The organism is Bradyrhizobium sp. AS23.2 (assembly GCF_001908185.1).
Classification (GTDB): Bacteria; Pseudomonadota; Alphaproteobacteria; order Rhizobiales; family Xanthobacteraceae; genus Bradyrhizobium.
This window is the reverse complement of record NZ_LGHM01000113.1, coordinates 1-12,151: the sequence shown is the minus strand read 5'-3', so window position 1 is coordinate 12,151 and position 12,151 is coordinate 1. Positions and strand designations below refer to the sequence as shown.

Annotated in this window: 14 protein-coding genes and 1 pseudogene; 11 read left to right on the top strand and 4 right to left on the bottom strand. The window is 63.9% G+C overall.

The genetic code is table 11. The annotated features are described in order from the left end of the window. Window positions 1-121: 121 nt before the first annotated feature. Window positions 122-2,020, top strand: coding sequence for a phosphomethylpyrimidine synthase ThiC (gene thiC, locus AC630_RS23640; protein ID WP_074120845.1), 1,899 nt, complete (start codon window positions 122-124; stop codon window positions 2,018-2,020). 65 nt (window positions 2,021-2,085) lie between these two features. Here thiC and AC630_RS23635 read toward each other — a convergent pair whose 3' ends face one another. Next, the gene (locus AC630_RS23635; RefSeq protein ID WP_074120863.1) at window positions 2,086-2,310 is read right to left on the bottom strand and encodes a DUF6429 family protein; all 225 of its coding nucleotides are present in this window, start codon (window positions 2,308-2,310) and stop codon (window positions 2,086-2,088) included. Window positions 2,311-2,514: 204 nt separating this feature from the next. Between AC630_RS23635 and AC630_RS23630 the strand changes: the two genes are divergently transcribed. After that, complete coding sequence (locus tag AC630_RS23630; RefSeq protein ID WP_245330494.1) at window positions 2,515-3,027, top strand: mismatch-specific DNA-glycosylase; 513 nt, start codon at window positions 2,515-2,517, stop codon at window positions 3,025-3,027. 164 nt (window positions 3,028-3,191) lie between these two features. After that, on the top strand, window positions 3,192-3,842 hold the full coding sequence (locus AC630_RS23625; RefSeq protein ID WP_074120843.1) for a glutathione S-transferase family protein: 651 nt from the start codon (window positions 3,192-3,194) through the stop codon (window positions 3,840-3,842). 269 nt (window positions 3,843-4,111) lie between these two features. Here the strand turns inward: AC630_RS23625 and AC630_RS23620 are convergent, their stop codons facing one another. After that, entirely contained in the window at window positions 4,112-4,549 is a 438-nt protein-coding gene (locus tag AC630_RS23620; protein ID WP_074120842.1) for a VOC family protein, read from the bottom strand. Between the two features lie 143 nt (window positions 4,550-4,692). Between AC630_RS23620 and AC630_RS23615 the strand changes: the two genes are divergently transcribed. Together AC630_RS23615 and AC630_RS23610 are read left to right on the top strand one after the other, a co-directional pair. Beyond that, on the top strand, window positions 4,693-5,388 hold the full coding sequence (locus AC630_RS23615; protein ID WP_074120841.1) for a glutathione S-transferase family protein: 696 nt from the start codon (window positions 4,693-4,695) through the stop codon (window positions 5,386-5,388). Window positions 5,389-5,646: 258 nt separating this feature from the next. Continuing rightward, complete coding sequence (locus tag AC630_RS23610) at window positions 5,647-6,513, top strand: hypothetical protein (protein ID WP_083636357.1); 867 nt, start codon at window positions 5,647-5,649, stop codon at window positions 6,511-6,513. A 42-nt stretch (window positions 6,514-6,555) separates the two neighbouring features. On the opposite strand, the gene AC630_RS23605 is transcribed toward AC630_RS23610, so the two are convergent. Then, window positions 6,556-6,990: a hypothetical protein gene (locus AC630_RS23605; RefSeq protein ID WP_074120840.1), complete on the bottom strand. Its 435-nt coding sequence runs from the start codon at window positions 6,988-6,990 to the stop codon at window positions 6,556-6,558. A gap of 568 nt (window positions 6,991-7,558) precedes the next feature. Between AC630_RS23605 and AC630_RS23600 the strand changes: the two are divergent. The 4 genes and pseudogenes from AC630_RS23600 to AC630_RS23585 all read left to right on the top strand — a co-directional run bounded on the left by AC630_RS23600 (window position 7,559) and on the right by AC630_RS23585 (window position 9,736). Continuing rightward, a pseudogene (locus AC630_RS23600) lies at window positions 7,559-7,943 on the top strand (RidA family protein). Window positions 7,944-8,254: 311 nt separating this feature from the next. Continuing rightward, a complete protein-coding gene (locus tag AC630_RS23595) occupies window positions 8,255-8,515 on the top strand; it encodes a hypothetical protein (protein WP_074120839.1) in 261 nt (86 codons plus the stop codon). A 240-nt stretch (window positions 8,516-8,755) separates the two neighbouring features. Further along, window positions 8,756-9,007: a hypothetical protein gene (locus AC630_RS23590; protein ID WP_074120838.1), complete on the top strand. Its 252-nt coding sequence runs from the start codon at window positions 8,756-8,758 to the stop codon at window positions 9,005-9,007. 93 nt (window positions 9,008-9,100) lie between these two features. Beyond that, window positions 9,101-9,736 carry a hypothetical protein gene (locus tag AC630_RS23585; RefSeq protein WP_074120837.1) on the top strand — a complete coding sequence of 212 codons (636 nt, stop codon included), beginning with the start codon at window positions 9,101-9,103 and terminating at the stop codon, window positions 9,734-9,736. A gap of 163 nt (window positions 9,737-9,899) precedes the next feature. Here AC630_RS23585 and AC630_RS23580 read toward each other — a convergent pair whose 3' ends face one another. After that, window positions 9,900-10,385 (bottom strand): molecular chaperone DnaJ, encoded by a 486-nt coding sequence (locus tag AC630_RS23580; RefSeq protein ID WP_074120836.1) that lies wholly within the window; start codon window positions 10,383-10,385, stop codon window positions 9,900-9,902. Between the two features lie 111 nt (window positions 10,386-10,496). Here AC630_RS23580 and AC630_RS23575 point away from each other — a divergent pair, with 111 nt between their 5' ends. Next, window positions 10,497-11,264 (top strand): SDR family NAD(P)-dependent oxidoreductase, encoded by a 768-nt coding sequence (locus AC630_RS23575; protein WP_074120835.1) that lies wholly within the window; start codon window positions 10,497-10,499, stop codon window positions 11,262-11,264. Window positions 11,265-11,643: 379 nt separating this feature from the next. Continuing rightward, window positions 11,644-11,892: a helix-turn-helix domain-containing protein gene (locus tag AC630_RS23570; protein WP_074120834.1), complete on the top strand. Its 249-nt coding sequence runs from the start codon at window positions 11,644-11,646 to the stop codon at window positions 11,890-11,892. Window positions 11,893-12,151 lie beyond the last annotated feature (259 nt).

Sequence of the window (12,151 nt, the reverse complement as noted above, 5' to 3'; positions counted from 1 at the left end):
ACGCCGCGGCTCCTCGGCTCTGGCCGTACCGCCTCGGAGTACTGGATCCCCGCCTTCGCGGGGATGACAGCGGCATTTGCCTCTCGCGCAGCGACATCAACGAATTAAAACGGAGGATCCCATGAACATCCGCTCCAACCCTGACAAGACCGTTCCCGCCGTCACCACCGGCCCGCTGCCCTCCTCGCGCAAGATCTTTGCGTCGCCCGACGCCGCGCCGGATATCCGCGTGCCCTTGCGCGAGATCATCCTCTCCGAAGGCGCCGGCGAGCCTAACCTGCCGGTCTACGACACCTCGGGCCCCTACACCGACCCAAGCGTGACCATCGACGTCAACGCCGGCCTTGCCCGCAATCGCAAGGCCTGGGTGCTGGAGCGCGGCGGCGTCGAGGAATATGAGGGCCGGCAGATCAAGCCGGAGGACAATGGCAGCGTCTCCACCGACAAGGCCGCGCGCGCCTTCTCGGCCTATCACAAGCCGCTACGCGGCCTCGACGGCCACAAGATCACCCAGCTCGAATTTGCCCGCGCCGGCATCATCACCAAGGAGATGATCTACGTCGCCGCCCGCGAAAACCTCGGCCGCAAGCAGCAGCTCGAGCGCGCGGAGCAGGCGCTGGCCGACGGCGAAAGCTTCGGCGCCGCTGTGCCCGCCTTCATCACGCCGGAGTTCGTCCGCGACGAGATCGCGCGCGGCCGCGCCATCATCCCCTCCAACATCAACCACTCAGAACTCGAGCCGATGATCATCGGCCGCAACTTCCTGACCAAGATCAACGCCAATATCGGCAACTCGGCGGTGACCTCGTCGGTCGAGGAGGAGGTCGAGAAGATGGTGTGGGCGATCCGCTGGGGCGCCGACACCGTGATGGACCTCTCGACGGGCCGCAACATCCACACCACGCGCGAATGGATCCTGCGCAACTCGCCGGTGCCGATCGGCACCGTGCCGATCTACCAGGCGTTGGAGAAGTGCGACGGCGATCCGGTCAAGCTCACCTGGGAGCTCTACAAGGACACGCTGATCGAGCAGTGCGAGCAGGGCGTCGACTATTTCACCATCCACGCCGGCGTGCGCCTGCAATACATCCACCTCACCGCCAACCGCGTCACCGGCATCGTCAGCCGCGGCGGCTCGATCATGGCGAAGTGGTGCCTGGCGCATCACAAGGAGAGCTTCCTCTATACGCATTTCGACGAGATCTGCGACCTCATGCGCAAGTATGACGTCTCGTTCTCGCTCGGCGACGGCCTGCGCCCGGGCTCGATCGCCGACGCCAACGACCGCGCGCAGTTCGCGGAGCTCGAGACGCTCGGCGAACTCACCAAGATCGCGTGGGACAAGGGCTGCCAGGTCATGATCGAAGGCCCCGGCCACGTGCCGATGCACAAGATCAAGATCAACATGGACAAGCAGCTCAAGGAATGCGGCGAAGCGCCGTTCTACACGCTTGGACCGCTGACCACCGACATCGCGCCGGGCTATGACCACATCACGTCAGGCATCGGTGCCGCGATGATCGGCTGGTTCGGCTGCGCCATGCTCTGCTACGTCACGCCGAAGGAGCATCTCGGACTGCCCGACCGCAACGACGTCAAGGTGGGCGTCATCACCTACAAGATCGCCGCCCACGCCGCCGATCTCGCCAAGGGTCACCCGGCCGCCCAACTGCGCGACGACGCCCTCTCCCGTGCCCGCTTCGACTTCCGCTGGACCGACCAGTTCAACCTCGGCCTCGACCCGGACACCGCCAAGAGCTTCCACGACGAGACCCTGCCGAAGGAAGCCCACAAGGTCGCGCATTTCTGCTCGATGTGCGGCCCAAAATTCTGCTCGATGAAGATCACCCAGGACGTCCGCGACTACGCCGCGACGCTGAACGATCCGAACTCGGTCGGCATGTCGATGCAGGGCACCGTCGAGGACGGCATGAAGCTGATGAGCGAGAAGTTCAAGGAGATGGGCAGCAACGTGTATCTGGATGCTGAGAAGGTGAAGGAGAGTAACAGGGCGCTGTGAGGCCTTGGCTCTCGGTATCTCATTCCAAAAGGCCGGCTTATGCCCGGCCTTTTCCACCAAGGGTCCTATTCCTCGAACAACTCCTTGAACAGCGTCTTCGCGCGCTCTAGTCCCTCGTGCGTGAACACCACCGACTTTACCTTGCCAACGGGATCATGAATCAATCCCTTGTCATGCAAGCGACCGAGCACACCCCAGTCCAAGCCCTTCCATGCCCGATAGTCATCGTGCAAGGTCACGTATAGCAAGGCCAGCGCTGCGTCGTCGATCTTGTCCTTGTTGATGGCCATCGTCACCTCCCACAAAGCGGTGTTGAGGCGATCCTATTCGGCGACAGCCAATCTGCAATGCCCCCCCAACGCGCCGTGTGCGTTTCAACGCTCGTTAGTCTTATGGAACAAGCGTCGCCCGGATGAGCGAAGCGACATCCGGGACTTACAGCTGCCCCGCATGTCGCTTCGCTCATGCGGGCTACAACGCTGCGGATAATTGATTTGCCTAAGAGCACCCCCCACCGCCTCCCCGATCAACTCCGTCCCAACCTCCGTCTCGTCTTCGTCGGCACCGCCGCCAGCACACGCTCGGCAGAAGTCGGACATTACTACGCCCATCCCGGCAACCGCTTCTGGCTGGCGATCTTTGAGGCCGGCATCACGCCGCGGCGCTATCAGCCGGGCGAGTTCGCCGCGCTGCTCGAGCTCGGGATCGGCTTCACCGATCTCTCCAAGTCGGGGGCCGGCATGGATCACGAGATCGAGGCCGCATCAATCGACGTGCCGGGGTTCAAGGCCAAGATGGAGAAATATCGGCCGAAGACGATTGCGTTCACGAGCAAGAGGGCGGCGAGCTTGTTTTATGGCAGGCCGTCGAGCGTGATTGCGCTGGGGCGGCAGCCGCGCGATGGAAGCTTGCCGGAGATATTCGTGCTGCCCTCGCCGTCAGGGGCAGCGTCCGGGCATTGGACAATTGAACCGTGGCGGGAGTTGGCGGCTTGGATCGCTTCGTAGGGTGGATTAGCCGAAGGCTTAATCCACCAACTTGGTCCAGCACCCGCGGAACCATGGTGGGTTACGCCTCCGGCTAACCCACCCTACAGGACCGCGCCAGTTGTCGGAAGCTGCCTCGTTCATTCGTCCTTTGAAGCCGAAACGCGATCAACCGGAGCTCCCAGATGATCCCCACCATCACGGCCTTTAAGAACTCGCCCGACCGCGGCAGGGGTCAGGCGCGCGACATGCGCGTTCGCTGGGCGTTGGAGGAGGTGGGCCAGCCCTACAACGTTCGTCTCGTGTCGTTCGAGGAAATGAAGGAGCCGGGGCATCTTGCACTGCATCCGTTCGGGCAAATCCCGACCTACGAGGACGGCGATCTTGCCTTGTTCGAGACCGGCGCAATCGTGCTCCATATCGCCGAGCGTCATGGCGTGCTGCTGCCGACCGAGACGAACGCCAGGGCGCGCGCCATCACGTGGATGTTTGCCGCGCTCAACACCGTCGAGCCGCCGATCGTCGATTTCGGGATGGCGATGCTGCTTGAACGTGACGAGAGCTGGTATGAAGAGCGCTTGCCTGTCTTGAAGGATCGCGTCCGCGTCCGGCTCGGCGAATTGTCCAGCCGTCTCGGCGATGCCGATTGGCTCGACGGCGCGTTCAGCGCCGGTGATCTCTTGATGGTGACTGTGCTGCGCAGGCTGAATTCATCGCACATCCTCGGCGACTATCCGAACCTCTCGTCCTATGTTGCCCGCGGCGAAGCACGCTCAGCCTTTCGCCGTGCCTTCGATGCTCAGCTGGCGGTCTTCACGGCCGCATCAAGCAGCTGATGACGCCGCGTCGGGGCGCAGTTCGTAGGGCGGGCAAAGGCGCTCTTGCGCCGTGCCCACCATCTCCCCACGAATCCGGCAGAACGGTGGGCACGGCGCGCGGAGAGCGCGCCTTTACCCACCCCACGACTCTCGTGTCCCGGGCAAGCGTAGCGCAGACCCGGGACCCAGAAGCTCAGGTGCGCGCTTGGCATAGGCCCCGGCTCTGCAGCGCACCACGCCGCGAAGGGCGGCGCGCTGCGCTGCGTCCGGGGCACGGCACACCGCCCTCACCCCGCATACGCCCGGTCCAGATCCGCAATCACGATCTTCCTCATCTTCATCATGGCCTGCATGACGCGGTTCGCCTTGGTGCGGTCGGGGTCGCCGAGATAGCGGGGAAGCGCTGATGGGACCACTTGCCAGGACAGGCCGAACTTGTCCTTGAGCCAGCCGCACCGGGATTCCTCGCCGCCGTCGGCGGTGAGGCGGCTCCAGAAATAATCGACCTCACCTTGCGTCTCCACGCTGATGAAGAAGGACACCGCCTCGTTGAAACGATGCTGCGGCCCGCCATTGAGCGCGTTGAAGCGCTGCCCTTCGAGCTCGAACACCGCCATGAAGTCGCTGACGGTCTCGACTTTGGCGTTGGGAAACACCGATTTGTAGAAGGCGACGGCCTCCGGGACGTTGTTGTCGAACCAGAGAAACGGCGTGATGGAGGTCATGTTTCGGGTATCCTTGGTGTTGGCGCGTGGGCGCGGGATCGCCCCGAGGACGAAGAACGAGACCGATATCCGACAGTCCCGCGTAATTTTTTTCAGCGATCCGGTATGATGGGCCCGGAGTTATCAGGTCCAGGAGCCCGCCCATGCTGACCCTCTATTCCTACCCGGAACTGTTCGGGGTCGCCGACAACAACGGCTACGGCCTCAAGGTCTACGCTTTCCTGAAACTCGCGGGCGTGCCGTTCGTGCACGAGCACCTGTTCGATGCCTCCGCCGCACCGCGCGGGCAGCTTCCTTACGTCGTTGACGACGGCGAGACCATCGGCGACAGCGAGACGATCATCGCGCACGCGATTGCAAAATATCATCTCAGCATCGATGCCCAACTTTCACCGGAGCAGCGGCGGACCAATCACCTCGTCACGCGCATGCTGGATGATCTCTACTGGGTGATGTCGTATTCGCGCTGGAAGGACGAGCGCTATTATCCGGCGTTCCGCGACGCCTTCATCGCGCAGCATCCGCAACTCGATGCCGAGGGGCTGGAGAAAGCGAAGGCGTACAACGCCCAGCGCTATCATTTCCAGGGCATCGGCCGCTACACGCCCGAGCAGGCTTACGCGCGGGGTATCGCCGACCTGAAGGTGCTGGCCGAAATCGTGCCCGCGAGGGGCTTTGTGCACGGCGAAGCGCCGACCAGCATCGATGCCGGCATCTACGGCTTCATCGCCAACATCTATTTCCTGCCGATCCCGACGCCACTAAAGGCGTTCGTCGACGCGCACGACAATCTCGTCGCGCACTGCGAGAGGATTCATGCGGCGGTCGGTGGAAAGTAGCGCAGGGTAAACCACCGCTTGGTTTCCGCGGGTTCACCTGAAGTGGTGGGTTACGCCTTGCGCTGCCGCGTGTGGAGCGCCCGCGCCTGTGACCGGCGAACATCCCGCCTCCGTCTGTGACTGACAGGCTATCGCCCAAAATCGGCCCCAGAGTTTCCACGCCTCAGTCTTGCTTTGGTCAAAGCTGCACTAGGGAGTGTGCAACGCGGAAGTCGAGCGACTCACCTCATTCAGCGTTAACCCGGGCAGGAGGCGCAGATGCAGTCCACGCCGGAAATGCAGTCCACCCCGGACATCAAGCAGGCTGATCCACCCGCTGTCGATCCGGGACCGTCCACGCAGAGATCGGGACTGTCCGCGCCGGACAAGGAGCTGGTTGCGCGCGCCGATGAAAGGCTCGCGCATGCCTATGAACAGATCGCGCGCGCCGATGAACAACTCGCGCGTATGAACCAGCAGATGTCCAGGCTGGGGACTGAGGCCGGCCCCCAGCCCGGCCAACGTCCCTCCCGACACGGGTCGGCGCTACGCGGCCTGATCGGCCTCTTGTTGGCGGCGGGCATCTTCAGCGCTGCCTTTGCCTCGCAGTTCGCCAGCGAAGCGACGCGGCAGATGATTTCCCGCTGGGCGCCGCAAGCGGTTTCGGCTTCGGTGCTGCCGAACGAAAAAACGCAGGCCTCCATAACGCAGGCCTCCATCCAGCCGGACGCACCTTCCGTTCGGTTGGCTGCGGCTGATGCGACCCTTTCGCAGGTCCCACCCGCGGCTCAGACGACACCGCAAGAGATGGCGCCGACCGCGGCTGCGATACCCACCGAGCTGACACAGTTGCTCGAGACGATGTCGCACGATCTCGCCAACGTGCTGCAAAAGATCGACGAGCTCAAAGCCAGCCAGGACCAGCTGGCCCGCGACCAGGCGAATACTGCCGAACAGGTCAAGGCCAGCCAGGAACAGGTGGCGCGTCTCGTTGCCACCGCCGCCGAACAGAACCAGCGGGCCGCGACGCTGGCACCCTTGCCACGGCCCGTGACCGCCCCCGCGCGCACGCCGACGCCGCCACCGGCTACGCAGGCCAGAGTGCAGCGGCAACCGCCAGTGCAATTGCGGCCGGAGTTACGGTAGCAAGCGTCGATCGGGTAACGCGCCGGCCGGTCCGGCCGCGCGTTACCGCATCGTGATCGCAAGCCCGCTCAGATCGGCGTTCGCCATCAAGCCAACCTGCGTGCCGGCGAGCTCCAGCACGGCGCCCTTCTGGTTGGTGAGCACGATGGCGCGCGCGCCGGCGCCGACGGCGAGGCCGGCACCGGCGGCACCATAGACGCCGGCGACATCGGAGGGACGGTTGATGTTGGAGACGCGGCCGCGCAGCACGGTCTTGGAGCCGCCGAAGACGAGGCCGTAGTCGAGCCCGCCGGTCGAGAGCGAATAGGAGCGGCCTCGGAATTTGAGCACGCCGGAGCCGCCCGAGCCGCCGATGATCCAGCCCGCCTTGTAGATCGTCAGCACCACGGTGCCGCCGTCGGCCTGCGCCGCGGTCGAGAGGCCGGCAAGGGCGGCGATGGCGACGAGCGCAGCGCGGACGGTGGAAGCGATCTTCATCGGGATGTCTCCGGGGGCTATTTTTCAAGGGTGGAATCGAATCAGATGAACCAAATCTATCCGATGGATCGCGGCGGCAAAATGATGGGGCGGCGCGTGGCGGTGCGCCGCTCTCCCCGCTTGCACGGTCCGTCCCCTCGCCCCGTTCTTACGGGGAGAGGGTTGGGGTGAGGGGCTCTATCCGCGCAAACGGTGACAATTAGATTCGCGGAGGCTCCCCCTCACCCGGAATTTGCTCACGCATATTCCGGCCTCTCCCCGCGCGCGGGGAGAGGCGAAGACCGGCCGCAACCTGCCCATTTCGCCATTCTGCTGCGTGCCTCGGCCATCACGCTTCGACACACCCATACTGCCGCCATCGTGCAATTCTGCCAGTGTTTTGCCCGACGGGTCAAGCGACTTTCGGTATTGCAGAATTCTGAAAAGAGTAGTCATTTCTACTTTGCATGGGGTTGTTTTCGCATTTTTTGTTTTTGCCCCTGCCCCATCCCCAATGCCGATTGCAACTCCCCCCGTATGTCGCTACGCTGATGCGCCGCTGCCCCGACCGTCCATCCCGAGGTGACCCATGCCGATCCAGCATTTTGCAGCCCCGCCGCGCGTCAAGGCGCCCCCCGCTCTCCTTTGCCACGCGTGTCGGCGACCTCCTGTTCATCTCCGGCATTCCCGGCTTCGACGCCAATGGCGCGCTGTCTGACGGATTCGAGGCGCAGTTCGCCAACGTCGTCATCAACATCAAGCGCGTGCTCGAGGAAGCCGGCGCGACGATCCGCGATCTCGCCAAGGTCAACGTGCTCCTGACCCGCGCCTCCGATGTCGCTGCGATGAATGCGCTCTATGCCGGCGCCTTCGGCCCCCCGCCTTATCCGGCACGCACCACCTGCGTGGTGCAGGCCCTGCCCGATCCGAAGATGCTGATCGAGATCGAGGCGGTGGCCTCGCTGGCGAAGTAAGCCGCGGTTCAGCGCACCGGCGTTTCCGCATCGTCATTGCGAGCGCAGCGAAGCAATCCAGAATCTTTCCGCAGTGACAGTCTGGATTGCTTCGCTGCGCTCGCAATGACGGAGATTGTCGAAATGACGGCGCTTCCAAACGCCGTCCGGGGTGCTCGGACCGGAAGAACGGCGCGTGCGGCAGGCGCAGTTCGGCAAGTCCTCTCATCTGACATATCCGTGAACGGATGCCGCGCGGCTTGCCAGCCGCGCAGTTTTGCCGCACGAGTTTCCTTCTCACGCCGTTATCAGCCGTTATCAGGAGATATTTCATGCGTCGCGCTCTCGCGCTTTGTGCCGTTGCCGGAATCGCCTCGTCCGTCTTTGCCGTGCCGGCCTCGGCGAAGGTCGGCTATTACGTGATCCGCTGGGACAACACCGGCATCTGCCAGGTCTGGAACGAGGACCTCAAGTACAAGCCGTTCGAGTGGGGCGCGTCGACCTACAAGGTCGTCAGCAAACCGCTCCCGACCTTCACGGCCGCCTCCGACCAGCAGATCAAAATGCGCGCGGAGCGCCTCTGCACGCTCTAGGTGTCACGCGACATTTGGAATTCAAGGGGCGGGTCGCGCGAGCGATCCGCCTTCTTCTTATTGCGGGCAGCCTTGCGTTTTCCGGCCCAAATCACGCATTTCCTTCGTACGCGCTTTGAACCTGACCAGCCGGCGGAACTACTCACATGTTGTCCGGGGCGTATCCCCCAAATCGTCCCGCACCAACCCTCCCCGTCATTGTCGGGAGGCGCATCACATCTTTCATTTGAGGAGCTGATCATGCGTCGTATTTCCGTGCTGTGCACTGCCGCGGGTCTTGCTGTTACGGCCTTCGTCGCTGCGAGCCCTGCCGAAGCCAGCTATCACCTGATCCGCTGGCAGGACACCGGCTTCTGCCAGATCTGGGACGAGAGCATCCCGACCACGCCCTGGCCCGCCGACTTCCATCGCATCAGCGCGACCGTGCCGACCTTCGGCGACGCGCTCATGTTGAAGGATCATGCTTTGAGGGACGGCCACTGCAGCTGGTAAGAATTCGATCGGCGGACGACAAGGGTCGGGCAAGGATGCGATGCTAGCGTCCTTGCCCGATTGTTTTCTACCTCGCGGCTTTGGAGCAGATCGATGCGCACGCCGACGACAGCAACAATTCTGACCGCATCGCTCCTGCTCGCCGCAACGGCGCACGCGCAAGCCCCGGAATCCTTCCGCGTGATCTCACCGATCTTCGGTCAGCTGGTCAGCTTCGCAATGCCGTCGCATTTCACCGCCGTGTTCGAGAACACCGAGGGCGGCCACTACATCCGCGAGGCCGTGCTCAAGGACGGAACGCCCGAGATTTGGACGCAGATGATCACGGTGACCGGCGAGAAGGGCATGACGCTGATATCAGGTGCATCGCCCGAGAAGTTCGCGGGCACGATCGCGGGCGGCTTCAAATCGGCCTGCCCCGACAGCTTTGCGGCGAAGCCGCTGGGCGCCACGAGGTTTGGGCGCTTCGAGGGCTTTGTCGCGGTGATCGGCTGCGGCCGCATCGACAGCGGCCCGACGCGGCACAGCGAGACCGCGCTCGTGATCACACTCAAGGGCGCGACCGACTACTACACCATCCAGTGGGCCGAGCGCGGCCCCGCAACCGACGAGCCGCCGGTCAATGACGAACGCTGGCAGGCGCGCCTGCGCGATTTGAGCCCGATCGACCTCTGCCCGATCGTGGCAGGCGAAGCCGCCCCCTATCCGAGCTGCGTCGACAAGAGCTGAGGCGGTTGTGAGCTCAGACGCCGTAGGGTGGGCAAAGCCAACGGAGCGCGCGAATGCGCGCCCGATGACAGGCTCCGCGTGCCCACCAATTCCATCCATCAAGAAGACGGTGGGCACGGCGCAGTGCGCCTTTGCTCACCCTACGCGATATCGCTTGGCGCTCTCACGCGTCTTTGTGCGCGCCGGGATGGATCAGGATGTCGCGCGCAGCGGCGAGGTCGATGAACGCTTCCGCGCTGCCACCTTGATCAGGATGCATGCCCTTGGCGGCGCGGCGATAGGCCTGGTTGATGTCCTCGCAGGTGAGCTGCACGGCGAGCGGCAGGCCGAGCACCTTGCGGGCCCGATCCTCACTGGAGAGTTTCTTCGGCATGGCGTTGCGGCGGCCGAAGCGCGGCGCCGTCAGGTCATGGACGACCTCGAGGATCACGCCGACGCGGCGCTGGGCCGCCAGCGTGACGCTGTGATCGTCGTTCTCGACGGCCTGGCGCAGCACCGGAAGCGCCTGCTCGGCCGCCTGCCGCAGCGTCGCATCGGTACTCATCCGCACGATCTCGGCCACGAGCGGGACCGCCTCAGCCCAATCGGCTGAGTGCGCCGACCGCAGGCGTTCGAGAGCCAGTTTCCAGAATTCAAGCCGTTCCATCATGCGCGCAACGTTTAGCAATGACGATCACTATGCCAAGGCCGCCGTTTCCGACCCCTTAATTTCGAGTTAGCCTTTCATGAAACTTCGAAACGAATCCGGGAGGAAATTGTCATGGCATTGCTCGCAAACCATATCGCCGTCGTCACGGGTGCCGGCTCCGGCATCGGCCGGGCGATCGCGACCGGTTACGCCCGCGAGGGCGCGCAGGTCGTGCTGCTCGACGTCAACGCCGACACGGTCGCGGAAGCCGCCCAGGAAATCCGCAAGGCTGGCGGCAAGGCCGAAAGCTTTGCGCTCGACGTGACCAAGCGTGACGACTGCTTCGCTCTCGCAAAGCAGGTCGCCGACAAGGTCGGGCAGGTCTCGATCCTCGTCAACAATGCCGGCATCACCCGCCGCAACGCCTTCACCGCGGAGACGGAGACGGTGGCGAAGGACTGGAACGACATCATCTCGCTCAACCTCAACGGCGTCTTCAACATGACGCAAGCGTTCCTCGCGCCCTTGCGCGCAGCTAAGGGCCGCATCGTCAATATCGGCTCGATCCAGTCTTTCGTGCATCTGCGCACGCCGAGCTCGGCGGCCTACACCACCTCGAAGCACGGCGTGCTCGGCTTCACCAAGGCGCTGGCGGTCGAACTCGGCAAGGAAGGTGTGCGCGTCAACGCGATCGGGCCGGGCTTCATCGAGACCAACATCAACGCCAATGTGCGCGCCACCAATCCGGCGCTGGTGCAGGCCTTCGTCGATCACACTCCGCTGGCGCGCACCGGCAAGCCCGAGGACATCGTGGGCCCAGCAATCTTCCTCGCCTCGGACCTGTCGGCTTACGTCACGGGAACGATCGTGATGGTGGACGGTGGATACCGGACGGTGTGAGCGAAGCTCGACGTTCCATCTGCTTGCTAAGTGTCATCGTCCGCCTTGTGCGCAATTGCGCACTGGAGCGGACGATCCAGTATTCCAGAGACCGCAGTGGGGTACGGAGAAGCCGCAGCGTACTGGATGCTCCGCCCCAGTGCGCAAGTGCGCACAAGGCGGGGCATGACGGAGATTGCGGGGTAAGATCGGCCCGCATCGCTATGCATCTCGTGCCAATCGCGGCTGCTTCGCGGCAATCCCAAGGTCAATTGGTGGGTTGGCCCGCGATTAACCTTTCATTAACCAAACGCGCCCACCGTAGATCTACGGCTTGGGGGTCGTTTGTTCTCGATCCGCTTCCACGGATGGAAGCGGGCGTTGATCGGGAGGTGTGTTGATGACCACTGTTCATGTCGCTGCGTCCGAGCCGGGCGCGCAAGTCCTTGCTCCCAACCAGATCGTTCCGCTCCTGATCGGCGCGACCGTCGACGAAGTCGAGCGCGAGCTCGTGCTCCAGACGCTCGCGCGCTGCGACGGCAACCGCACGCGCGCATCGCGCGTGCTCGGCCTGTCGGTACGGACGCTGCGCAACAAGATCAGGATCTATGCTGCCTCCGGCATCGAGGTGCCGGCGTATCACGACTAACGCGTGACGCCGCAATCATTCTGCGCGCGGCGTCGCCCGGCAAAACGTCTGGCGCCGGCCAGCGCCACCGATTGATGTCGATCAAGCCCGTCGCGACCGGCGGGCGGAATTGCTGCTGTCGTCAAACGCCGCTAAGTAGCTTGCTTCGGCAGAGGGAGCATTGGCGTGGCAGACGAACAGAAGCGGCAGGGACCTCAGGGGCCGCGCGGGCGGCAGGGCGAACCGGGACGGCCTGGACCGCAGGGTCATCCGGGCCGGC